This is a genomic window from Flavobacterium tistrianum (genome assembly GCF_003254545.1).
Taxonomy (GTDB): Bacteria; Bacteroidota; Bacteroidia; order Flavobacteriales; family Flavobacteriaceae; genus Flavobacterium; species Flavobacterium tistrianum.
Window position 1 is genome coordinate 124,804 of the sequence record NZ_QJRH01000073.1, and the last position, 25,201, is coordinate 150,004.

Sequence of the window (25,201 nt, forward strand, 5' to 3'; positions counted from 1 at the left end):
AAAAAACACAAATTCTCAGTCGCTATATCTTTTAATACTTCGTAATGAAGTTTTCTATAAATTTTTACTTCCATAAATTATTTATTTAAGAGGTTACGTTTTGCCACAGCGAATAATGATTTTTTGGTAAATCATTGACAGTAAACTGCTTTTTAGAAATTGCTTCCGAAATTTTCTTTTCAAATTCTAAGAACTTAGTTTTATAATGGGTTATCTGAGAATTAGACAAAACATTTATTTTTTGCGCAATCTGTTGAATTTCTCTAATTAAAAAATCATGCTGATATTTTAAACCAATTAAGTCTACAGTTTCCACAGGATTTTTTGAATATTCATTCAAATCAAAATTTAAACTGGCTAATTCAAAGATTAAATTTTCTCGTTTTTGAATTAATTTTAGAATTTCAGACATATATTAAGGTATTAGCAGATTATGTTTAAGAAGTTTTGAAATCAGGGTTTTCATAGAATTGCAGTAAAAAATAAATTCATGAACACAAAAAGATTGAGTTACTATAAAGCAATCCGTACAAACTTTAATTGTAATTCCTATATTTGAACCACGGATTCTTAGAAATAATGTTTTAAACTTTAAGTGTGAAGTTTTGCAAAAGGGGCGCATCTTTTTCAAGAATGTTTTAGCATTGAAATTTGTGTGACGCATTTTGTTTAATTCTACAAGTAATAGAGTGTAATTCTCTAAAGATGTTCGTTTTAAGGCCATGTGGTATATGTTAATTAGTTATACCACAAATGAACTATAATTTATATTATGTAAAATAGAATATTTTAGAAACTGCCCTGTATACGTGCTGTATGCTTTTTGTTTCAAAATTTTTTCACATATTGAAATTTCGTTTCCTTACTTCTCACTTGTTATTCTCCAAGAATTTCTCTTTAAAAAAACAGAAATTTTTAAATTCATATAAATACGCTGTACAGTTTTTAATTAGAATATTTTCATTCAAAACTCAAATTGATCATAAATGCGCTATATGATTTTAAAATTATTTTTTTTTAAATATTCAAAATTCAGGCTGCTTGATTTATGAACTTATGCATCAATTTAGCCGATTTTTTACTAAATTGAATTCGATTATAATTGCGCCATATAATTTTTAAAAAAAATTGTTTTCAAATATCGCAAAATCATCAAGCTTGTTTTTGGGCATTTAGTTTTTAATAAATGAAATGTCTTTTCTCAAAATCGGAAATGTTCAATTTTTTAAAACATAAAAACTTTTTCAAGCCTTATAACTATTATCTTTTAACATTTCCTTAAAATAATTAGTTTATACTCAAGAACCTTTCATTGTAAGACTTTATTTTACTATTTTTACATTCGATACTTTAAAAATAAATTATCACGTATATGAATACAGTTGCTGAGCATATTGCAGATTTTTTAAAAGAATACAAACCGTTTGATAACCTAACTTTCCAGGAATTATCAGATATCGCCACGAATATTCGTGTCATCAATTTAGAAAAACATGCGGTATTATTTCAAAATAACGATCCGCTTCATGAAAGTTTTTATGTTGTAGCTTCTGGTGTCATTAATCTAACGACTATTGCAGACGCTGAAGAAACCATTATAAACAAATGTCATGAAGGCGATATTTTTGGTTTACGCCCGTTTTTTGCGAAAAATAACTACATGATGACGGCCAAAGCACGTGAGGAAAGCATTATTTATGCTATTCCAATCGCTGTTTTTAGACCATTTGTAGCCAATAATTCTGATGTATTGAACTTCTTGTTGGAAAGTTTTGCTGTAAATTCACGCCACACAAAAGATAGCGTAAGCTCTAATGGCAAGCTAATTTCTGATACTGACTACATTGATCAGCAGACAGAAATGCAATATATTCAGTCACTTAACTATAATAATTCGCCTCTAACTACTCAGGCTAATTCTATAATTAAGGATGTTGCGATTTTAATGACCGATTCTATGGTAGATAATATCATAATCTGTGGCGAGAAAAACCATCCAATTGGTATTGTTACCAATGCTGATTTATCTTCAAAAATTGCGACTGGACGCTATCCTATTACTGAAACCATCGATAAAATTATGTCGTCTCCGGTTGTAACAGTTTTAGAAAATGTGTCTTTGGCCGAAGCGCAATTGTTAATGCTAAAACACAATGTAACTCATCTATGTGTTACAAAAGACGGAACTAGTAAATCTGTTGTAAAAGGAATTATTTCTGAACACGATCTTATTGTTGCTCAGGCTAGTAACCCAGGTGTATTAATTAAAGAAATTAAGCGTTCTCAGCTTCCAAAAGATTTAAAACAAATACGTGATCGTCTATCTGATTTGATTCAGAATTCGATACAGAAAAATATTCCGATTTCACATGTTAGCAATATTGCAAGTGAGATTAACTTAGCTATTATTAAGAGAGCAGTCGAATTATCTATTTTAGATTTAGGCTCCCCTCCTGCACGTTTTGCGTGGTTAAGTATTGGTAGTCAAGGACGTAAGGAACAATTATTGCTTACAGATCAGGACAGCATTTTGATTTTTGAAGATGTTACTCCTGAGAAATACAGAGAAGTAAAAGATTATTTCTTGAGATTGGCAAAACGCGCTACTTCTATATTAGAAAAAGTGGGCTATGATTATTGTCCAAACGGACATATGGCAAGCAATATGCTTTGGTGCAAATCATTGAGTGACTGGACAAAACAATACAATAGCTGGATGAATACTCCAGGTGAAAATAGTAATGATTTGAGCAGTATTTTCTTTGATTATGAAATTGTTTTTGGAGAACCAAAAATCGAAGAAGCGATTGAAAACGTAATATTTAAAAATGCCGTTAACAACACTTTATTCTTCGACTTTTTAGGAAATGATGCTTTAAAGAGAAATTCTCCTTTAAGTTTCTTCAAGAAATTTATAACAGAAGAAGATGGTCCAAACAAAGACAAATTTGACATCAAGACAAGAGCTTTGATGCCTTTAATTGATGGTGCACGTTTATTAATATTAAATGCTAACATAAAAGGAATTCAAAATACTTATCTTAGATTCAAACAATTAGCCATTACAGATTCTAAAAACGCTGAGATTTATCTAAGCTGTGCGGAAGCATTCTTGACTCTTTCTAAATTTAGAACTGTTGAAGGATTAAAAAATGACGACTCTGGCCAATATATTAATTTAAGAGAAATGTCAAAATCTGACAAAGAGAAATTAAAAAACGCATTGTCCCCAATGAAAGACCTGGAGGAACTGATTAAGAGTAAATTTCAATTGACACAATTCTCATAAAATATGCTAGACTGGCTGAAAAATATCAATAAAGACTATCCAGATTTCTGGAAAGACTATTTAACTAAATTCGAAACTAAACCTAATAAGTTTGTTGTATTGTCAACTGAAACTTCTGGCTTAAATCCGGATAAGGATGTTATATTATCTCTTGGAGCCTTTTCAGTTATTGATGACAGCATTGTTATTAAAGAAAATTTCGAAACCGTTTTATTGCAGTACAAGTATCTTCAAGACAACGGACTTTCTAATGAATTTATCATTGAAAGTAAAATGATGAAAATGCCTGAACCTGACGCACTTGAAGCTTTTGTAAATTTTATTGGAAATTCTATTTTGGTTGGACATCATATCAATTTTGATATCGAAATGCTAAATGCATCCTTGGAGCGCCTAAATTGTGGAAGACTAAAAAATGAAGCTTTAGATGTTGATGTAATGTACAGAAAATTGACTGATATAAATGACAAGCAGTTTTCTCTAGATGATTTATGCGGAATTTATAAAATTCCGAAAAGCGATAGAAATTCTTCTTCTGAAGATGCGTACAGAATTGGACTTCTTTTCTTGAAATTAAAATCTAGATTGGGAATCAAATAAATCCTTGAAATTTTAAAATATAAAAATTTCAATTTTTGGAATAAAAATGCTTCTTACTTATTTAAGAGGCATTTTTTTATTAACAGAAATTTACAAACTCTCTTATTTTTCAAATTAAGTAAAATTGTAATTTTATAGTTGAATATTTATTAAAATGGAAACTATGAAAAACTTATTATTTCTATTGCTATTACTGTTTTCAGGATCAGCAATTTTTGCACAAGATCAAGATCCTTCTTCCAAACGTATTCTTGGAAATTGGTATTCAAACACAAACCGAAATACAAAATGGAGTTTTACTCAAGATGGTAAAGTTTATAATTATGTCAATAACCAAATGAAAGTAATGTATAAATATACTATCTCACACAGTTGCCAAAACTTTTCAGATGACACCGCTGAATTTGTAACCTTTAGAGATAAAGATGGAAATGAGTTTTGTTTTAAAATAAATGGAATTAATGAAAATAAAAATGGAATCCTGTCGCTTACAAACTTAAGCAATATGGAGCAACTTACATTTATAAATGATGCAAGTTTAAAAAAAACACAACAGCAATAAATACCATAAAAAAAGCCTCTCACAGATAAGAGGCTTTTTTATGCTTATATTTTTTTTCAATTAGGAAATTTTTCCTTTGATGATTTCATCTACAATTTCCGGATTTAATAATGTTGAAGTATCACCAAAATTAGAATTATCTCCTTCTGCAATTTTACGTAAAATTCTACGCATAATTTTTCCAGAACGAGTTTTTGGCAAACCAGAAACGAATTGAATTTTATCCAATTTTGCAATTGGCCCGATGTGGTCAGAAATATACTGATTAATCTCTTTTGTTAAGTTATTTCTATCTCTAACTTCTCCTGTTTCTTTTAGAATAACGTAACCGTATAAAGCGTTACCTTTAATATCATGAGGAAATCCAACAATCGCAGATTCTGCAACCGCTGGGTGTTCGTTGATCGCATCTTCAATTGGCGCAGTTCCTAAGTTATGTCCAGAAACAATTACAACATCATCTACTCTACCCGTGATTCTGTAGTAACCTACTTCGTCTCTTAAAGCACCGTCTCCTGTAAAATATTTCCCAGGGAAAGCAGAGAAATAAGTTTCCTTGTAACGATCGTGATTATTCCAAATTGTTCTAGCGATTCCAGGCCAAGGGAATTTAATGCATAAACTTCCAACTACCTGATTTCCTTCAATTTCATTACGTTTTTCATCCATCAAAACTGGCTGAATTCCAGGCAATGGCAAAGTTGCATAAGTTGGTTTTGTTGGCGTAACGAAAGCAATTGGCGAAATCATGATTCCTCCTGTTTCTGTCTGCCACCAAGTATCTACAACCGGACATCTCTTATCTCCCACGTGGTCATTAAACCAGTGCCAAGCTTCTTCGTTGATTGGTTCTCCAACAGATCCAATAACTTTAAGTGATTTAAGAGGATATTTTTGAATATAATCTAAACTTTCTTTTGCTAACGAACGGATTGCAGTTGGCGCAGTATAGAACTGAGTAATTTTATGTTTTTCGATAATATCCCAAAAACGACTAAAATCTGGGTAAGAAGGAACTCCTTCAAAAATTACGGTTGTAGCTCCATTCAATAACGGTCCGTATAAAATATAAGAGTGACCTGTGATCCATCCGATATCGGCAGTACACCAGAAAATATCATTATCTTCGTAATTGAAAACATTTTTAAAAGTATACGCCGTGTAAACCATATAACCAGCAGTAGTATGAACCATTCCTTTTGGCTTTCCTGTTGATCCTGAAGTATATAAAATAAACAACGGATCTTCGGCATCCATAATTTCAGCAACACTATTATCTAAAGCCGCGTCTAATAATGGCTGTAACCAAATATCACGACCTTCTTTCATTTTAACATTAGTATTAGTTCTTTTTGCTACTAAAACTTTTGTAACAGAAGGGCAAGTTTCTAGAGCTTCATCAACAATTCCTTTAAGGTCAATTGTTTTGTTTCCTCTGTACCCCCCATCTGATGTAATTACCATTTTACATTCGCAATCGTTGATTCTTGCAGAAACTGCAGAAGCAGAAAATCCAGCAAAAACAACTGAGTGAATTGCTCCTATTCTAGCACAAGCTAAAACAGAAACAGCCAATTCTGGAATCATTGGCAAATAAATGCAAACTCTGTCTCCTTTACGAACACCTTGCTCGCGAAGAACGTTTGCCATTTTTGAAACTCTTTCGTATAATTCGTTATATGTTATATGTAAAGCTTCTTCAGAAGGGTCGTTTGGTTCAAAAATAATTGCCGTCTTCTCTCCTCTTTTGCTTAAATGTCTGTCAATACAGTTTTTGGTAATGTTAACTTTAGCATCTGTAAACCATTTTACTTCCGCTTCAGCCATATTAAAATCAACAACTTTTTCCCATTGCTGGTACCATGTGAAATTCTCCTCTGCTATTTTTCCCCAAAATTTTCTTGGCTCTCTTATTGACTTATTGTAATGTTTAAAGTATTGTTCTAAATTTTCAATTTTGTAATAGCTCATCGTTTGTTGAATTTTTTTATAAATGTATTAAATCTGAACGTATCCGTGAAATAATTTAATTCATAAATTTTATTAAAAAGAAACATTTATTTAATAAAATATGATAATTATCTGAAATTATTTTAAAACTTTATTTTCTATTATTACTTAAGGGCAAAAAAGGCATAATAAATAGATATTATGCCTTTTTTAATTTAACAAATTTCAATAACAATTAATTTTGTAACCGCACTGCGTGACTTTTTTCTATTTTGAAAATAGCAGCATCTTTATTAATTAAAACAGAAATTTCAACAAGTATATTTTTTAGCAAAATATACCCCATTTTAGGGATCCGCTTCACTTAACTTACTCACTCTCTGAAGTTAAGTGAATGCAATATGCATCTATATCTTTTTTCTTAATAAGTGCTTACTAATTCAAAATATTACAAATCATTGATACAGTGCAAATTCCGCAGAAAGAAATCCGTTCTGCGGAAGTTCCCAAATTTTATTATCCAATTTTTTTCATTGCTGTCATAGACTCTCTCAACCAAGCTCCTACTTCTTCGATAGGGTGCTGACGGATTTCTCTGTTTACAGCGATAAGTACTGCATTATCTACTCCGTTTGAAGTTGAAAATGGTTTACCAATAATATTAGTTTCTACTTTTTTCATGAATTCAGTCAATAATGGCTTGCATGCATGATCAAATAAGTAACATCCGTACTCAGCAGTATCAGAAATTACACGGTTCATTTCGAATAATTTCTTTCTTGCGATTGTGTTTGCAATTAATGGCAATTCGTGTAATGATTCATAGTAAGCTGATTCTTCGATGATTCCAGCTTCAGTCATTGTTTCAAAAGCTAACTCAACACCAGCTTTTACCATAGCAATCATTAATACTCCATTATCAAAATATTCTTGCTCTGAGATTGGAGCTTCTTGTGGAGCTGTTTTTTCGAAGTTAGTTTCTCCTGTTGCAGCTCTCCATTTTAATAAGTTAACATCGTCATTAGCCCAGTCAATCATCATAGTTCTAGAGAATTCTCCAGAAATGATATCGTCTTGGTGTTTTTGGAATAATGGACGCATGATATCTTTCAATTCTTCAGCTAACTCATAAGCTTCAATTTTTGAAGGATTGTTTAAACGATCCATCATATTTGTAATACCACCGTGTTTTAAAGCTTCAGTGATAGTTTCCCATCCGTATTGGATTAATTTTGAAGCGTATGCAGCATCAATTCCTTTTTCAACCATTTTATCGAAACATAAAATAGATCCAGTTTGCAATAATCCGCAAAGAATTGTCTGCTCACCCATTAAATCTGATTTTACTTCAGCTACGAAAGAAGATCTTAAAACTCCCGCTCTGTGTCCTCCAGTTGCTACAGCGTAAGCTTTTGCTTGATCTAAACCAAATCCGTTTGGATCGTTTTCTGGGTGAACAGCGATAAGAGTTGGAACTCCAAATCCTCTTTTGTACTCTTCACGTACTTCAGAACCTGGACATTTAGGCGCACACATAATAACAGTAATGTCTTTACGAATTTGCATTCCTTCCTCTACAATGTTGAATCCGTGAGAATAAGACAAAGTAGAACCTTGTTTCATTAATGGCATAATAGCAGTTACCACAGCTGTGTGCTGTTTGTCTGGTGTAAGGTTGCAAACTAAATCTGCAGTTGGAATCAATTCTTCGTAAGTTCCTACTTTGAAACCATTTTCAGTTGCATTCTTATAAGAAGCTCTTTTTTCTGCAATTGCATCTGCACGCAATGCATAAGAAATGTCTAAACCAGAATCTCTCATGTTTAAACCTTGATTCAAACCTTGTGCTCCACAACCAACAATTACAACTTTTTTTCCAGCCAATGCTGCAATTCCGTCTGCAAATTCTGATTGCTCCATAAATTCGCAAACTCCTAATTGTTCTAATTGTAATCTAAGTGGTAATGTATTGAAATAATTTGCCATTTTTGTTTTAATATTTAATGAAATGAAATTTAATATTGATTATATATAACTAAGATTTTATTATTTAAAGGATTCTAATAATGTAGAAATCTCCATTTTTTGTTTAGAAACCGATATTCTTCCCGAACGTACAAACTGCATAATTCCGTATGGTTTGAACTTTTGGTATAATTCTTCAATTTCAGAACGTCTTCCTGATTTTGAAATCACGAAGAAATCTCTAGAAACCGTTACAATTGTAGACTGGCTTTCTTTGATGATATTCTGAATTTGCTTTTCGTCGAATAACAAACTTGAAGCGATTTTAAACAAAGCATTTTCTAAGAAAATCGTTTCTTCATCTGTGTGATAAAATGCTTTTATAACTTCAATTTGTTTCTCGATTTGTCCAACAATATTCTGAACCCATTTTTCAGTAGTATTTACTACAATGATAAATCTTGAAACATTCTCTATTTCTGATTCTGAAACATTTAGACTTAATATATTAATGTGGCGCTTTAAGAATATTCCAGATATTCTATTTAATAAACCCACATTATTTTCTGAATATACCGATATGGTAAATGTTTTATCTTCCATGATGTTTTTTAGTTTTGTTTTGTCTCACGTTTCAAGTTTCACGTTCTCAACAGAACTTGAAACCTGAAACTTAAAACTTGAAACTTTTTTTAACTTAATCTAATTTCTGATACACAAGCTCCTGTTGGAATCATTGGGAAAACGTTGTTTTCTTTTTCGACTACAACTTCTAAGAAGTATGAATCTTTTGAAGCCAGCATCTCAGCGACTGCAGCATCTAAATCTTCGCGTTGTGTAACTTTTTTAGATTTGATATGATATCCTTCAGCAATTGCAATGAAATTTGGATTAATCATTTTTGTTGAAGCATATCTGTTATCAAAGAATAATTCTTGCCATTGGCGAACCATTCCTAAGAATTCGTTGTTTAAAACCACAATTTTTACTGGAACTTCTGTTTGAAAAATTGTTCCAAGTTCCTGAATTGTCATCTGGAAACCTCCATCACCAATAATTGCCACTACTTCACGCTGTGGTTTACCCATTTTTGCACCAATCGCCGCTGGCAATGCAAATCCCATAGTTCCTAAACCTCCAGAAGTAATGTTACTTTTAGTTGAATTGAATTTTGCATAACGGCAAGCAAACATCTGGTGCTGACCAACATCTGAAACGATAATAGCATCACCTTTTGAGTGTTTGTTGATCATTTCGATAGTTTCTCCCATCGAAATTCCTTTGCCGTTTGTTGGATTTAATTCTTCTTTAATTACTGAATCGTATTCAACTTTGCTTAACTCTTTAAATTCATTATGCCAAGCATCGTGAGATTTAGCATCTAATAATGGTAATAAAGCAGCTAAAGATTCTTTTACATCTCCTAAAACAGCAATTTCTGTTTTAACGTTTTTATCAATCTCAGCAGGATCAATTTCGAAGTGAACAACTTTTGCTTGCTTTGCATAGGTACTTAACTTCCCTGTAACACGGTCGTCAAAACGCATTCCGAAAGCAATTAAAACGTCGCATTCGTTTGTTAGTAAATTTGGCGCATAATTTCCATGCATTCCAAGCATACCAACATTTAGAGGATGATCTGTTGGAAGAGCTGATAAACCTAAGATTGTCCATGCAGCTGGAATTCCAGCTTTTTCTACCACTGCTTTAAACTCAGCTTCTGCCTGACCTAAGATAATTCCTTGACCAAAAACAATAAGCGGTTTTTTTGCACTATTGATTAAAGCTGCAGCCTCAGCAACTTTATCTAAATTTAATTTCGGAACAGGAACATAACTTCTGATTCCTGTGCATTTTTCGTAGCTAAAATCTAACTCATCAAATTGAGCGTTTTTAGTAATATCAACCAAAACTGGCCCCGGACGTCCAGAACGAGCAATGTAAAACGCTTTTGCAATAATTTCAGGAATCTGAGAAGCCTCAGTTACCTGAAAATTCCATTTTGTAACTGGAGTTGAAATTCCGATAATATCTGTTTCCTGAAATGCATCAGATCCCAATAAATGTCTTCCAACCTGTCCAGTAATACACACTAACGGAGTTGAATCGATTTGAGCATCTGCAATACCAGTTACTAAATTTGTAGCTCCTGGCCCAGAAGTAGCAATTGCCACCCCTACTTTTCCTGTAGCTCTTGCATAACCTTGAGCTGCATGTGTTGCACCTTGTTCGTGACGAACTAAAACGTGGTGCAATTGATCTTGAAATTTATATAATTCGTCGTAAACTGGCATTATAGCTCCACCTGGGTAACCATAAATTAAATCTACTCCTTCTGCTAACAAACATCTTATAACGGCTTCTGCCCCTGATATTTTCATAGTATATTGTTTTTTCAATGTCAAAATTCAATGTCAAAATTCAATTTCAAGATTCAATGGCAATAAGAAAACTCAATTTCAATTATAAATTTTAAATTGATTTTTAATGTATTGCTATTTGATTTTTGATATTGTCATTAATATTGATTTTTGATATTGTTATTTTTTTTAATTAATTATCGGTAACACATCCTGTAGATGCACTCGAAACCGACTTAGCGTATTTAAGTAAAACCCCTCTGTCAACTTTTAAAGCCGGCTGAACCCAAGCCGCTTTTCTTGCTGCAAATTCTTCGTCAGATATCTTCAGGTCGATTGTATTTTTCACTGCATCAATAGCGATTAAATCTCCATCTTTTACTAATGCAATACCACCACCGTCATATGCTTCTGGTGTAACGTGTCCTACCACGAAACCGTGCGAACCGCCCGAGAATCTACCGTCTGTAATTAGTGCACAGCTGCTTCCTAATCCAGCACCAATAATAGCAGATGTAGGCTTCAGCATTTCAGGCATTCCCGGACCACCTTTTGGTCCACAACCCCTGATGACGACTACATTACCTGGTTTAATTTTTCCGGCTTGAAGACCTGGAATTACTTCAAATTCGCCTTCAAATACAACAGCTGGCCCTTCGAAATATTCTCCTTCTTTTCCGCTGATTTTTGCTACAGCACCTTCAGAAGCAAGATTTCCGTACAATACCTGAATATTTCCTGTTGGTTTTAATGCTTTTTGAATTTCATGAATTACTTCTTGTCCGTCTTGTAAATCTGGAGTTGAAGCTAAGTTTTCTGCTACTGTTTTTCCTGTTACTGTTAAACAGTCTCCGTGGATAAGTCCTACTTTTAGCAAGTATTTCATAACTGCAGGAATACCTCCTACTTCATGAATATCTTCCATCATGTATTTACCGCTTGGCTTCATATCTGCCAATACTGGAGTTCTGTCGTTAATAGCTTGGAAATCATCTAAAGTAATTGTGATTCCAACTGAGTGAGCCATTGCAATTAAGTGCATTACAGCATTTGTAGAACCACCTAAAACAGCTACAATTGTAATAGCATTTTCAAAAGCCTTGCGAGTCATAATGTCTCTTGGCTTAATATCTTTTTCTAATAATATTTTGATTGCTTTTCCAGCTTCAAGACATTCGTCTCTTTTCTCTTGGCTTAAAGCAGGGTTTGAAGAACTATAAGGTAAGCTCATCCCTAATGCTTCAATGGCAGAAGACATTGTATTTGCAGTGTACATACCACCGCAAGCACCAGCACCTGGGCAAGCATTTTGAATTACACCTTTAAAATCTTCTGGAGTAATTTCGCCTTTTACTTTCTTTCCTAAAGCTTCAAAAGCAGAAACAATATTAAGAGATTCTCCTTTCCATTTTCCAGAGTGGATAGAACCTCCGTAAATCATCATTGACGGACGGTTTAATCTTCCCATTGCGATTAATGCACCAGGCATATTTTTATCGCAACCAGGAATTGCGATGATACTGTCGTACCACTGCGCTCCAGCAACAGTTTCGATAGAATCTGCAATTACATCACGAGAAACCAGTGAGTAACGCATCCCTTCAGTCCCGTTAGAAATACCGTCACTGACACCAATGGTATTAAAAATAAGTCCGACAAGATCTGCATCCCAAACACCTTTTTTAACATCTTTTGCTAAATCGTTCAAGTGCATGTTACAAGTGTTACCATCGTAACCCATGCTCACAATTCCAACTTGTGCTTTTTTTAAATCTTCTTCAGTTAAACCAATTCCGTACAACATCGCTTGCGCCGCTGGCTGTGTTTGATCTTGTGTGATGGTCTTGCTGTACTTATTTAATTCCATTATTGTTTATATTAATTTTTAATTTTTATTCAAAAAAAAACCTTCCAGTATTTGGAAGGTTTGTAATATAGTCTTTCAATTATATTTATAACATTCCCGATGCAGATGTGTGAATCACATTGACAACAACGACAGAAGTAATAATAATTGAGATTTGCATCATTTATTTTTTAGTGTTACAAAAGTAAATAAACTTCTGGAAGTAAAAAAATAAAATCTCAACATTTACAATACTTCTTGTGATTATCTTCACATTTTAACAAAAAATATTAAACAATTGTAGATTGTCCAATACTTACATTATCATTATTAAAATACAGCAAATCGTCTTTACTGAAAATAAAATTAGAAACGAACTCTCCTACTTCGTTTGTTCCGAATTTTGAATCTGGTTTTAAATCAACTGTAACGACTTTGTATTCAATTGCTTTTTCTACCGCTTTATAAATTACATGAGCTTCTTTAGTTAATCCAAAATGTTCTAACAAAAGCGCTGCCGCTAAAATCGAAGCAATCGGATTAGCAATATTTTTTCCCTTTGCTTGCGGATATGATCCGTGAATTGGTTCAAACAAGGCACTTTTTTCTCCTAAAGATACCGAAGGCAATAAACCAATAGAACCAGTAATTACACTAGCTTCATCAGATAAAATATCTCCAAACAAGTTCTCTGTCAAAATCACATCAAACTGTTTTGGATTTAAGATTAACTGCATTGCTGCATTATCCACAAATAAGAAATCAAGTTTAACATCTGAATACTCTTCGCTCACTTTCTGAACTACTTTTCTCCACAATCTTGAAGTCTCCAAAACATTAGCTTTATCTACCAATGTTAGTTTTTTACGTCTTTTTTGCGCCGATTTAAAAGCTAAATGTGCAATTCTAGTGATTTCTTCTTCTGAATATTCACATAAATCTGAAGCATGTGTTCCTTCTTCATTAAGTGTTTTAGTTCCAAAATAAGCTCCACCTGTTAATTCTCTAAAAATGGTAAAATCAGCTCCTTCAATGATTTCTCTTTTTAAAGGAGAAGATTCTATTAAGGCTTTATAAGGTTTTATAGGACGAATATTAGCAAATAATCCTAATTCTTTTCGCAATTTCAGCAATCCTTGCTCTGGACGAACTTTTGCACTTGGGTTATTATCGTATTTAGGATCTCCTATTGCACCAAGCAAAACTGCATCTGTATTTAAACACAGATTGAGAGTTTGTTCTGGCAAAGGATTTCCTGTTTTATCGATAGCAACCGCTCCCATCAGCGCTTCTTCAAAAACAAATTCATGATTATACACTTCGCCAATGGCGTACAAAGCTTTCTTAGCTTGTAAAATTACTTCAGGACCAATTCCATCTCCTGGTAAAACTGCAATTTTTAAATTCATAATCTCTCGCTCTTTATGTCTTTAAATCCTTATTGTTCCTAGTTTCTTTTTTTTTAAATATTAACTTCTATTTTAGAAGCTTCAATAATTTGATGAATATCTGCGTCTACAACTTCTTTTTTAATATCAGCGAATTTCAAGAATTCGATGTAAACGATATCTAATTGTGTTTTTGTTAATTCGTAACCTACTTTTTTAGCACGGTAAGCCAAAGCTGCTCTTCCGCTTCTTGCTGTCAAAATGATTGAAGATTCATTTACACCCACATCTAACGGATCCATGATCTCATAAGTCGCTCTATTTTTGATTACACCGTCCTGATGAATTCCAGAACTGTGTGCAAAAGCATTTGCTCCAACGATCGCTTTGTTTGGCTGAACGATCATTCCCATACTTTCAGAAACTAAACGGCTCATTTCGTTTAATTCTCTTGTATTAATGTTTGTATCTAAATTTAAGTAAGGGTGCTGTTTGAAAATCATTACCACTTCTTCAAGTGCAGTGTTTCCAGCTCTTTCACCAATACCATTAATTGTACATTCAATTTGTCTTGCTCCATTTATAGCTCCCGCGATTGAATTTGCAGTTGCCATTCCTAAATCATTATGACAGTGGCATGAAAGGATTACGTTTTCGATTCCTTTTACGTTTTCTTTTAAGTATTTAATTTTTGCTCCGTATTCTTCAGGAAGGCAATATCCCGTAGTATCAGGAATATTCAATACAGTAGCTCCAGATTTGATAACCTCTTCACAAACTTTTGCAAGGAAAGCATTGTCTGTTCTACCAGCATCTTCAGCGTAGAATTCAACATCTTCTACATAAGATTTAGCGTGTGATACAGCAAATTTTGCTCTTGCAATAATATCTTCAGGCGTAGTTTGTAATTTGTGGAGTATATGAGATTCCGAAGTTCCGATTCCAGTATGGATTCTAGGTTTCTTAGCGTGCTTTAAAGCAGCTGCAGCAACATCAATGTCATTTTTTACGGCTCTTGTTAGTCCGCAGACAGTTGCATTTTCTACAATTTTACAAATCTCAGAGACCGATAAAAAATCGCCCGGACTTGACACTGGAAAGCCTGCTTCGATAATGTCAACTCCCATTTTGTCTAGTCGTTCTGCGATAACTAATTTCTGTTTAGTATCTAACTTACATCCTGGAACTTGTTCACCATCTCGCAATGTGGTGTCAAAAATTTGAACTTTCTCTCTATTCATATTCATTAATTTAATGTAATTTCACATCTTGATAACAAATATATATTGTACTATTACGGTACGAAATTCATTTTAATGAAATTATACTGTTTATAAAACGTTTTATACCATATTAACTAACTTATAATCAATAAGTTACATTATTATTTTTTACAATGGCTAACCATCAAAAAGATTTCTTATTTGTTCTAATCAAATCACTTTCGAAATCAGAAAAAAGACAGTTTAAAATTTTTGCAAGCCGATTAGAAACGAGTTCAAATACAAAATTTATCGAATTATTTAATATTCTAGATAAATCTGAAGTTTACGATGAAAAACTTATTCTAAAGAGCGGTGTTATCCAAAAAGTACAGTTATCTAATTTAAAATCATACTTATACAAACAAATCTTAGTGAGTATAAGATTAAATATTCCTAGCCAAAACATACGCTATCAGCTTCGCGAGCAAATGGATTTTGCAGTTATTCTTTATAATAAAGGTTTATACAAGCAGAGTTTAAAAATTTTAGATAAAACCAAACAGCAGGCTTTAGAGAATGACGAAAAATATATGGCCTATGAAATTGTAGAGTTCGAAAAACTAATCGAATCTCAATATATTACACGAAGTATCCAAGGTCGCGCCGACGAACTGGTCATTCAAGCCAAAGAGTTAAATTACAGAAATACAATTTCAAGTAAATTATCTAATTTATCTCTTCAGCTATACGGAATCATGCTAAAAACTGGTTACGTAAAAAATGATGAAGAGTACCGATATATTGATGATTATTTCAATAAACATATTTCTAAGCTTGATGAAAGCAAATTTGGGTTCCGTGAAAAATACTGGTTTTACAATGCCAATCTTTGGCGAAGCTTTCTAGTGCAAGATTTCTTGGCGAGCTATAAATTTGCCTATAAATGGGTGCAGCTTTTCTATGATAATCCAAACATGATTTATCTAAATCCTGTATTCTTCTTAAAAGGAAATCATTATTTCTTAGAATCGCTTTATATGCTAAAATATACATCGAACTTCAAGAAATACCTAAATCTTCTGGAAGAAACCATTGCAGATCCTAAATTTCCTGTAAATGACAATATTGCTTCTTTATCGTTTCTTTATGTTTATAACAATAAGTTAAATCTCCATATTTTAGAAGGTACTTTTGCAGAAAGCGAATACTTAATTCCTGAGATTTTAGAAAAATTAAAACTGCATAGTGAACATCTTGATGAACATCACGAAATGTTATTCTTCTATAAGTTTGCTTCTATTTATTTCGGAAACGAAAAATATAACGAATGCATCAATTATTTAGATAAAATCATCAACAATAAAAACTTGACGATGCGCGAGGATTTAATGTGTTTTGCGAGATTATTATCACTGATTGCTCATTATGAACTTGGAAAAGATTATTATTTAGAAAATCATTTGAAAAGCACTTATAAGTTCTTATTGAAAATGAACGATTTGCACGAAGTCCAAAAAGAAATCATCAAGTTTTTGAGAAACTTAAACAACTTCTACCCTGCTGATATCAAAAAGGAATTCAAGAAAATGCATACTCGTTTTGTTGAGCTTGAAAAGAATACTTACGAAAAAAGAGCTTTCCTGTATCTTGATATTATCTCGTGGCTTGAAAGTAAAATTGAAAATAGAAAAATTGCTGATATTATTAAGGAGAAAGCGAAGCTTAATAATAGATAACACTTTTTAAATTCCAATTTTAAAAAATCCAAATTCCAATAAAAAAGCAAACCCGACAGGTTTTTAAAACCTGTCGGGTTTGCTTTTAAATTAAACTCTAGAAATTAGAAATTTATTTGCAACTCTTTAAATACCTCTTTAGTTATATCCTTTCGGCAATTTCCGAAATCGGCTCTATTATTATTTCGATTTTGCAAAAGTCTTGTAGCAAAGAAATAAGTTCCATTTTCTTTTTCAACATAACCTACCCACCAACCAATATTAAAACCTTTCTCTCTTGTCCATCCGGTTTTTGAATAAATTTTATAGTCTGAACCTTTTTCGCTAAGCATTACATTTTTTACAATCTGCATATTTCTCTTCGAAAAAGGCAACTTTTCTTCATACAACTTTTTTACAAATTCGACTTGATTGATAGGTGAAATGGCAAAATCGCCAAAGTTCCAAAAATCAGTGTCCTTCTGAGAAAGATTAACATTTCCGTAATGGCATAATTTTAAATACTTTTCATAATTCTTTTTACCAATTTTCTTTGCTAATTCAACGAATACCCAGCCTGCAGAAACTTCAAAAGCTTCTTTTACTGTCATATCATGATAAATTTCAGGTCTATAACCATACTTTACAGTATCCGTTTTTCCTACCCATTTTACTATATCATTTTCACTGCTAATTGTTTTAGTCTCAAGTGCAATGAGAAGATTTGCAATCTTAAAGGTGGAAGCAGGCAATGTTTGAAAATTAGCATCAATTGTATCTGACAAAATCCATTTATGATTTACATTATCATAAATGACAATTGAACCTTTAACACCACAAGAATCAAAATATTTTTTAAAATCCTGACGGACAACAACTGAATCTTTCTTATCTAGTAAAACATCATTTGTTTTTTTTGTATTGGAAATACAAGAAATTAAAATTATGCCTATTAGTACTAAAAACAATTTACGAATCATTCGTCAGGGCTTTTAAAGAATTTAAATTTATTCAACGATATTAGAAGTCGTTACATAGAAGTTTTTATCTACTTCTAGCTTTCTGTCCTCATTTTCCGTTTTTATGGATTGCCATTCTGTTGTTGGTTTTAACCAAGTTTCTACGCCATTAATTTTAACTTTAACTGGCATATCAAATTTAGACACGCAATTTGTCCAATGATATCCGAAAGTTCCGTTTTTAAATATGTATTCAAATACAGGAATTTGAGTTGTAGTTAAATATTGAGCAAATACTCTATTAAAGTTAATTCCCGACTGCTCATTCATATAGTCTTGAATCTGTTTTCCTGTAACAGTTTGATGATAAAAAGTCTTATTCATACCTCTTAAAATGGATTTCCACTTAGCATCATCATTAATTATTTGACGAATTGTATGAAGCATATTGGCTCCTTTTGGATACATATCTCCAGATCCTTCATTGTTCACGTCATAATGACCAATAATTGGTTTATCGTTTTGAATATTTTTTCTGCATCCAATTACATATTCAGCACCAGCGTCTTTTCCGTAATAATATTCTACAAAAAGACTTTCAGAATAATTGGTAAAACTCTCGTGAACCCACATATCTGCAATATCTTTGTAGGTAATATTGTTAGCGTACCATTCGTGTCCAGATTCATGAATGATGATAAAATCAAATTTTAATCCCCAGCCAGTTCCGCTTAAATCTTTTCCTAAATAACCTTGCTTATATTGGTTTCCATAAGTTACAGAACTTTGGTGCTCCATTCCTAAATAAGGAACTTCGACCAATTTATAACTATCTTCATAAAACGGATAAGGTCCAAACCAATTTTCAAAAGCTTTCAGCATTTTTGGAGCATCTTTAAAATGTTCTTTAGCCAAAGCTAAATTATCTCTCAGGACATAGTAATTACAGTCTAAATTTCCTTTTTCACCTTTAAATACCTCAGAGAAATTTACATAATCGCCAATATTGATATTTACGCCGTAATTGTTGATCGGATTTGAAACGTACCAGTTGAAAGTTTTAGTGCCGTCTTTTTCTTTTTTAACGCTTTTCAATCTTCCGTTAGAAACCTCCGTCAAATCGCCAGGAACATTAACGCTGATTAACATATTTTCTACTTCATCGTACATATGATCTTTACAAGGCCACCAAACACTTGCTCCTAAACCTTGACAAGATGTAGCGATAAAATCTTTTCCGTTTTTATCTTTCTTCCAAGAAAATCCGCCATCCCAAGGAGCTCTAACTGCTTCTTTTGGTTTTCCTTCAAAAAAGACTATTATTTCTTTTACATCACCAACTTTCTGCTTTTCATTCAAAGTAATAAAAAACGCATTTCCGTCTCTTTCAAACTTTAATTCCTTTCCGTTTTGTGTTACTTTGGTAATGTTCATTGGCTGCTGCAAATCGATCTGCATACGATTGTTTTCTGTTAAAACAGTATAACGAACCGTATTTGAACCTGAAATTGATTTTTCTTTTGGATTCACTTTTACATCAAGGTGATAGTATTTTAAATCCCACCAAGCTCTTTCCTTTGTAATGCTTCCGCGTAAAGTATCCTGATGTGTAAAAACGGTTTCAGACTTATTTAAAAGTCCCTGAGCATTGGCAGTAAAACCAATTAGAAAGGCGAAAACTACGCCACCAAAGTATTTTTTCATTATTTATAAATTTGAAATAATTAGGCAATTAAACCAGCTTAATCTTCAACAAATGTAAACATTCAAATCAAGCTTTTTAGAAAATTATGATTTGAACACAAATAAACAGCAACCAAAATTCATTATTCTTCTCTATTTTAGTGCTCTTAAAATTTAAGCTTTCATAAATATGAGATTAACTACACTTGTTTTCCATTTTATTATAATGTTTTCGACAGTTGTTAATGCACAAACAATCCCGATTCATAAAACAAACATGCAAGTAACAATTGACGGAAACTTATCTGATTGGAACAGACCGTTCTTAGGACCATTTCTAATTCATAATTCTGGAGAAAAAGCTTTGCAAAATACTTTTGTTTCACTTTCGTGGAATAATGAAAACTTATACTTAGCTTACAAATGCAATGATTCTCAGATTATTGGAACACCACAAAGAAAAGATTCTCAGATATTTAATACAGATGATTTAGTCGAAATTTTTATCGATCCAGATGGAGACAGCCAAAATTATATCGAAATTGGAGTAAATGCATTTTCTACAAATTACGATCTACTTTTAAAATGCATTTCGCCAGAATGTGGCGGATGGAATACAGCAATGGGCTTTGATATTAAAGGCTTAGAGTCTTTGAGTAAAATAACTCCTGAAGGTTATGTAGTAGAAATTAAAATTCCTTTTTCTAGTCTTGAAAAAATTGAAAATGGAGGTTTTAAAAAACCAAAAACAGGAACAAAATGGCGAGGAAACGCTTTTAGAATTGATTACGGTAACACAACCGAATATCTTGCATTACAGTCGTATAAAACTTCAGTTTTCGGATTTCATCAACCAACAGAATTTGCTGTTTTTGAGTTTGTAGAATAAATTTGTTTCAGGTTTCACGTTTCAAGTTCTGTGAGCAACTTGAAACCTGAAACCTGAAACAATAAAACTTATTTCTGGCGTTTTTTCAAAACTTCAACAACATCATTCAATTGATATCCTTTTGCTTGAAGCAGAATTAAATAATGAAATAGTAAATCTGCGCTTTCGCTAAGGAACAAATCGTTGTTATTGTCTTTTGCTTCGATTACCACTTCTACAGCCTCTTCGCCCACTTTCTGAGCAATTTTATTGATCCCTTTTTCGAATAAAGAAGCCACATAACTTTTTTCAGAATCTGCATTTTCTTTGCGCGTTTTGATTGTATTTTCTAATTGCGAAATAAAACCATAATTAGCATCATTTGGTTCTTGCCAACAAGTATCTGCGCCCGTGTGGCATGTTGGGCCAACAGGTTTTGCTTGAATTAAAAGCGTATCGCCATCGCAGTCGTTTTTAATGCTTACTAAGTTTAAAAAGTTACCGCTCTCCTCGCCTTTCGTCCAAAGTCTTTGTTTGGAACGACTAAAGAAAGTCACCTTTTGCGTTTCTATTGTTTTTTGAAGCGATTCTTCGTTCATATAACCCAGCATCAGAACATTTTTTGTTTCTGAATCCTGAATGATCGCTGGAATTAATCCGTGTGCGCTTTTTATATCTATGTCCATGTCTATTTTAGATTTTAGATTTCAGATTTTAGATTCTAAAAACTGAAAATTTATTTTTTTTGATTTTTTGATATTTCTATTGTTTGGAATTTGGCGCTTCAAAAATTGGAATTTCATAACCTTACTTCTATATTGTTATTTCTTAATTCTTGTTTTAAAGCTTTGATTTCAATTTCTTTAAAATGAAAAACACTTGCCGCTAAAGCCGCGTCAGCTTTTCCTTTTTGAAACGAATCTACAAAATGCTGAATATTTCCAGCTCCTCCAGAAGCAATAATTGGAATATTTACTAATTCTGAAAGTTTAGCCAAAGCTTCGTTTGCAAATCCATTTTTGGTTCCGTCATTATCCATTGAAGTGAATAGAATTTCTCCTGCACCACGTTCGGCGACTTCAACAGCCCAATCGAATAAATTTAGTTCAGTCGGTACTTTTCCGCCAACTAAATGCACAATCCATTGTCCGCCAATTTGTTTCGCATCAATTGCCACTACAACACATTGGCTTCCAAATTTCTGAGCTAAATCGTTTATCAATTGTGGATTTTTAACTGCCGATGAATTGATTGAAACTTTATCAGCTCCGTTATTAAGCAGAATATCAACATCTTCAACAGATGAAATTCCACCGCCAACCGTAAACGGAATATTGATTTTTTCTGCCACGCTTCGCACCATATTTACCAGCGTTTTACGTCTTTCTTCTGTTGCTGAAATATCCAGAAAAACCAATTCGTCTGCGCCTTCAGCTGAATAAATCGCAGCCAATTCCACAGGATCTCCTGCATCGCGCAAGTCAACGAAATTAACGCCTTTTACGGTTCTTCCGTTTTTTATATCTAAGCAAGGTATGATTCTTTTTGCTAACATTTATCTAATGTGTTAATTAGAGAATTAGTCAATTAGATAATTACTTCACATACTGTGTAAATATCTAATTATCAAATTTTCTCATTTTCTAATTATAAAATCCTCAAGTTGCTTTAGTGTAATTCTGCCTTCATAAATTGCTTTTCCGATAATGGTTCCTTCACAACCTAATTCAGTTAATTTTGGCAATTCGTCGAAGGTCGAAATTCCACCTGAAGCTATTAATTTTATGCCTTTTACTTCCGCTAAAATTTTGCTGTACAAATCAAAACTTGGGCCTTGAAGCATTCCATCTTTTGCAATATCCGTGCAAATAACATACTGAATTCCTTTTGATTGATAATCTTGAACAAACGGAACTAAATCTTCATTTGATTCTTCTAACCAACCAGAAACAGCTATTTTTTCATCTTTTGCATCAGCGCCTAGAATGATTTTCTCTGAACCATATTCTGAAATCCATTTTTCGAAAATGGCTCTATTTTTTACGGCAATACTTCCACCAGTAATTTGATTTGCACCACTTTCAAAAGCAATTCTCAAATCGTCATCTGATTTTAATCCGCCTCCAAAATCAATTTTTAAACTGGTTTGTGTTGCAATTTGTTCTAATATTTTATAATTGACAATTTTACTTGATTTTGCACCGTCTAAGTCTACTAAATGCAAATATTCAATTCCGTGCGCTTCAAATGATTTCGCTACTTCAAGCGGATTTTCATTGTAAATTATTTTGGTATCATAATCACCTTTGGACAAACGAACACATTTTCCTTCAATGATATCTATGGCTGGTATTATTCTCATTTTTATTATTTTAGATTTCTGATTTTAGATTTTAGATTCTAAAAATTGAAATTATTTTTTGATATTTTGATTGATATTGAAGTTCTTACATTTTTAAAAAATTACCTAGAATCTTTTCCCCAACATCCCCACTTTTTTCTGGGTGAAACTGAGTTCCGTAGAAATTATCTTTTTGTAAAGCCGATGCATATTCAACATCATAATTGGTTGTTGCAATCGATTCTGCGCAATTTGGCGCATAAAAACTATGAACCAAATACATAAATTCATTTTCAGAAATGCCTTTAAACAAATCCGATTTTAAATCATAAATTTTATTCCATCCCATTTGAGGCACTTTTACGTTGTTTGAAAATTTCAAAACATCAACATCAAAAATTCCTAAACCTTCTGTATTTCCTTCCTCTGTTTTATTGCACATTAACTGCATTCCGAGGCAAATGCCTAAAACAGGCTGTTTTAACTGCGGAATCAGGCTATCTAAACCGCTCTCGCGAAGTTTTGTCATAGCCGAACTCGCCTCGCCCACGCCAGGAAAAATCACTTTATCTGCCGATTTAATTTCTTCTGGATTATTACTCAGAACAGCTTTAAAACCCAATCTTTCAATAGCAAACATAATGCTTTGAATATTTCCTGCTCCGTAATTTATAATTACTATTTTCATTTTGTTTTTTGTTTGTTTTGTTTCAGGTTTCACGTTTCACGTTGCTTAACAGAACGTGAAACGTGAAACGTAAAACTTGAAACTTGAAAAATTTTTTATCTACAAATCTGTATAATGAGCAATCATCTTGTTCACCAATCCTTCTTCATTAAAAAACATTACTTCAACTGCTTTTTTATCCATTATCGATTTATAATACAATGCAACAGAATTTACACCCGAAGTAACATCAATCAATTCAAACTCTAAATCTGGAAATTTCGATAGGGCTTTACTCCAATAAGCTGCAACGTTCTCTTTTCCAGAAAGTGAACCGCTTTCAATTCCTCCAGCCAATTTGATCATTGGTGTTGTAATTTCAAGATCATCGGAATAATGACTCATAATATCATTTAAATCATGAGAATTCCAAGATTCTATCCAAGATTTAGCAAATTTTTCAGCGTTCATGTTTTCTAGTTTTTTAGTTTTTTTTGTTTCAGGTTTCAAGTTCCATGTTGCACGTTTTGTTGAGTAACTTGAAACGTGAAACTTGAAACAAATTTTAAAGCATTCCTTTCGTTGAAGGCAAAATCATCTTTTCTGTATCTCTTTTTACGGCTACTTTTATCGCTTTCGCGAAAGCTTTAAAAATGGCTTCGATTTTGTGATGCTCGTTGATTCCTTCTGCTTTGATGTTTAAGTTCGCTTTTGCACCATCTGTAAACGATTTAAAGAAGTGATAAAACATTTCAGTCGGCATTTTACCTACCATTTCACGTTTGAATTCAGTTTCCCAAATCAGCCAGTTTCTTCCGCCGAAATCAATTGCTGCTTGTGCTAAGCAATCATCCATTGGAAGACAGAATCCGTAACGTTCAATTCCTAATTTATTCCCTAACGCTTTTGCGAAAACTTCTCCTAAAGCAATAGCAGTGTCTTCAATTGTATGGTGTTCATCGACTTCTAAATCGCCTTTTACGGTAATTTCCAAATCCATTTGACCGTGACGTGATATTTGGTCTAACATGTGGTCGAAAAAGGCAATTCCGGTGTCGATTTTGCTTTTTCCAGTTCCATCAAGGTTTAGATTGATGTAAATATCTGTTTCGTTTGTTTTTCTTGTGATTGATGCCGAACGCGCTTCTAGTTTCAAAAACTCATAGATTTTCTTCCAATCCATTGTCTGCAAAACGATTGTCTTGTTTAATTCTTCACGTTTTGACGAAATTTCATTGCTTCCAATTCCATCCGTATCGTTCATGAAAATGGCTTTTGCTCCTAAGTTTTTAGCCAATTCAACATCAGTCAAACGATCTCCTAAAACAAAAGAATTTTCTAAATCATATTCTGGATTATTCAAATATTTCGTCAGCATTCCCGTTCTTGGTTTGCGAGTTGGCGCATTTTCTTCTGGAAAAGTTCTGTCTACGAAGATTTCATCAAAAACAACTCCTTCGTTTTCAAAAGCTTTTAAAATAAAATTCTGTGTTGGCCAAAATGTATCTTCTGGAAAACTATCCGTTCCTAGTCCGTCCTGATTGGTTACCATTGCTAACTCGTAATCCAATTCATTAGCAATTTTAGCTAAATATTGAAAAGCTTTTGGATAAAACTCTAGTTTATCTAAGCTGTCTAATTGATAATTTTCAGGTTCTAAAACAATCGTTCCGTCACGATCGATAAAAAGTACTTTTTTCATATTTTATGTTTTTTGCCACAGATTAAAAGGATTAAAATGATTTTCTTTTGCCACGAATTACACGAATTGAATTAGTGAAATTCGTGGCAAAAAATTAACCA

General features: G+C 32.8%; 21 protein-coding genes. 5 read left to right on the forward strand and 16 right to left on the reverse strand.

Annotation, left to right across the window (positions count from 1 at the left end; all coding sequences use genetic code 11):
- Positions 1-85: 85 nt before the first annotated feature.
- On the reverse strand, positions 86-412 hold the full coding sequence (locus tag DMB71_RS19635) for a hypothetical protein (protein WP_111369152.1): 327 nt from the start codon (positions 410-412) through the stop codon (positions 86-88).
- A gap of 960 nt (positions 413-1,372) precedes the next feature.
- On the opposite strand from DMB71_RS19635, the gene DMB71_RS19640 reads away from it, so the two are divergent.
- From DMB71_RS19640 to DMB71_RS19650, 3 genes are all read left to right on the forward strand, one after another.
- A complete protein-coding gene (locus DMB71_RS19640; protein ID WP_111369153.1) occupies positions 1,373-3,289 on the forward strand; it encodes a DUF294 nucleotidyltransferase-like domain-containing protein in 1,917 nt (638 codons plus the stop codon).
- A 3-nt stretch (positions 3,290-3,292) separates the two neighbouring features.
- Positions 3,293-3,889, forward strand: a complete 597-nt coding sequence (locus DMB71_RS19645; protein WP_111369154.1) for a 3'-5' exonuclease — start codon at positions 3,293-3,295, stop codon at positions 3,887-3,889.
- 163 nt (positions 3,890-4,052) lie between these two features.
- Complete coding sequence (locus tag DMB71_RS19650) at positions 4,053-4,451, forward strand: hypothetical protein (RefSeq protein ID WP_111369736.1); 399 nt, start codon at positions 4,053-4,055, stop codon at positions 4,449-4,451.
- A 60-nt stretch (positions 4,452-4,511) separates the two neighbouring features.
- On the opposite strand, the gene acs is transcribed toward DMB71_RS19650, so the two are convergent.
- From acs to DMB71_RS19685, 7 genes are all read right to left on the reverse strand, one after another.
- Positions 4,512-6,422: an acetate--CoA ligase gene (gene acs, locus DMB71_RS19655; protein ID WP_111369155.1), complete on the reverse strand. Its 1,911-nt coding sequence runs from the start codon at positions 6,420-6,422 to the stop codon at positions 4,512-4,514.
- Between the two features lie 495 nt (positions 6,423-6,917).
- Positions 6,918-8,387 (reverse strand): ketol-acid reductoisomerase, encoded by a 1,470-nt coding sequence (ilvC, locus tag DMB71_RS19660; RefSeq protein ID WP_111369156.1) that lies wholly within the window; start codon positions 8,385-8,387, stop codon positions 6,918-6,920.
- 60 nt (positions 8,388-8,447) lie between these two features.
- A complete protein-coding gene (gene ilvN, locus DMB71_RS19665) occupies positions 8,448-8,969 on the reverse strand; it encodes an acetolactate synthase small subunit (RefSeq protein WP_095929307.1) in 522 nt (173 codons plus the stop codon).
- 89 nt (positions 8,970-9,058) lie between these two features.
- Entirely contained in the window at positions 9,059-10,747 is a 1,689-nt protein-coding gene (gene ilvB, locus DMB71_RS19670) for a biosynthetic-type acetolactate synthase large subunit (RefSeq protein ID WP_111369157.1), read from the reverse strand.
- Positions 10,748-10,919: 172 nt separating this feature from the next.
- Positions 10,920-12,593 carry a dihydroxy-acid dehydratase gene (gene ilvD, locus DMB71_RS19675; RefSeq protein WP_111369159.1) on the reverse strand — a complete coding sequence of 558 codons (1,674 nt, stop codon included), beginning with the start codon at positions 12,591-12,593 and terminating at the stop codon, positions 10,920-10,922.
- A gap of 269 nt (positions 12,594-12,862) precedes the next feature.
- Positions 12,863-13,981, reverse strand: coding sequence for a 3-isopropylmalate dehydrogenase (leuB, locus tag DMB71_RS19680; RefSeq protein ID WP_111369160.1), 1,119 nt, complete (start codon positions 13,979-13,981; stop codon positions 12,863-12,865).
- A 53-nt stretch (positions 13,982-14,034) separates the two neighbouring features.
- The gene (locus tag DMB71_RS19685; RefSeq protein WP_111369737.1) at positions 14,035-15,201 is read right to left on the reverse strand and encodes a 2-isopropylmalate synthase; all 1,167 of its coding nucleotides are present in this window, start codon (positions 15,199-15,201) and stop codon (positions 14,035-14,037) included.
- A 155-nt stretch (positions 15,202-15,356) separates the two neighbouring features.
- Here DMB71_RS19685 and DMB71_RS19690 point away from each other — a divergent pair, with 155 nt between their 5' ends.
- Entirely contained in the window at positions 15,357-16,901 is a 1,545-nt protein-coding gene (locus DMB71_RS19690) for a hypothetical protein (protein ID WP_111369162.1), read from the forward strand.
- A gap of 104 nt (positions 16,902-17,005) precedes the next feature.
- Here DMB71_RS19690 and DMB71_RS19695 read toward each other — a convergent pair whose 3' ends face one another.
- Both DMB71_RS19695 and DMB71_RS19700 read right to left on the reverse strand, forming a co-directional pair.
- Positions 17,006-17,860, reverse strand: a complete 855-nt coding sequence (locus tag DMB71_RS19695; RefSeq protein ID WP_111369164.1) for a penicillin-binding transpeptidase domain-containing protein — start codon at positions 17,858-17,860, stop codon at positions 17,006-17,008.
- 27 nt (positions 17,861-17,887) lie between these two features.
- Positions 17,888-19,543 (reverse strand): M1 family metallopeptidase, encoded by a 1,656-nt coding sequence (locus DMB71_RS19700; RefSeq protein WP_111369165.1) that lies wholly within the window; start codon positions 19,541-19,543, stop codon positions 17,888-17,890.
- A gap of 169 nt (positions 19,544-19,712) precedes the next feature.
- Between DMB71_RS19700 and DMB71_RS19705 the strand changes: the two genes are divergently transcribed.
- Positions 19,713-20,411, forward strand: a complete 699-nt coding sequence (locus tag DMB71_RS19705; RefSeq protein ID WP_111369167.1) for a carbohydrate-binding family 9-like protein — start codon at positions 19,713-19,715, stop codon at positions 20,409-20,411.
- A gap of 68 nt (positions 20,412-20,479) precedes the next feature.
- On the opposite strand, the gene hisIE is transcribed toward DMB71_RS19705, so the two are convergent.
- From hisIE to hisB, 6 genes are all read right to left on the reverse strand, one after another.
- Complete coding sequence (gene hisIE, locus DMB71_RS19710; protein WP_317048401.1) at positions 20,480-21,082, reverse strand: bifunctional phosphoribosyl-AMP cyclohydrolase/phosphoribosyl-ATP diphosphatase HisIE; 603 nt, start codon at positions 21,080-21,082, stop codon at positions 20,480-20,482.
- A 107-nt stretch (positions 21,083-21,189) separates the two neighbouring features.
- Positions 21,190-21,945, reverse strand: coding sequence for an imidazole glycerol phosphate synthase subunit HisF (hisF, locus tag DMB71_RS19715; protein WP_111369170.1), 756 nt, complete (start codon positions 21,943-21,945; stop codon positions 21,190-21,192).
- 81 nt (positions 21,946-22,026) lie between these two features.
- The gene (hisA, locus tag DMB71_RS19720; protein ID WP_111369171.1) at positions 22,027-22,752 is read right to left on the reverse strand and encodes a 1-(5-phosphoribosyl)-5-[(5-phosphoribosylamino)methylideneamino]imidazole-4-carboxamide isomerase; all 726 of its coding nucleotides are present in this window, start codon (positions 22,750-22,752) and stop codon (positions 22,027-22,029) included.
- An 85-nt stretch (positions 22,753-22,837) separates the two neighbouring features.
- Entirely contained in the window at positions 22,838-23,419 is a 582-nt protein-coding gene (gene hisH / locus DMB71_RS19725; RefSeq protein ID WP_111369738.1) for an imidazole glycerol phosphate synthase subunit HisH, read from the reverse strand.
- Between the two features lie 99 nt (positions 23,420-23,518).
- Complete coding sequence (locus DMB71_RS19730) at positions 23,519-23,869, reverse strand: nuclear transport factor 2 family protein (protein WP_111369739.1); 351 nt, start codon at positions 23,867-23,869, stop codon at positions 23,519-23,521.
- A 94-nt stretch (positions 23,870-23,963) separates the two neighbouring features.
- A complete protein-coding gene (hisB, locus tag DMB71_RS19735) occupies positions 23,964-25,100 on the reverse strand; it encodes a bifunctional histidinol-phosphatase/imidazoleglycerol-phosphate dehydratase HisB (protein WP_111369173.1) in 1,137 nt (378 codons plus the stop codon).
- Positions 25,101-25,201: the final 101 nt, after the last annotated feature.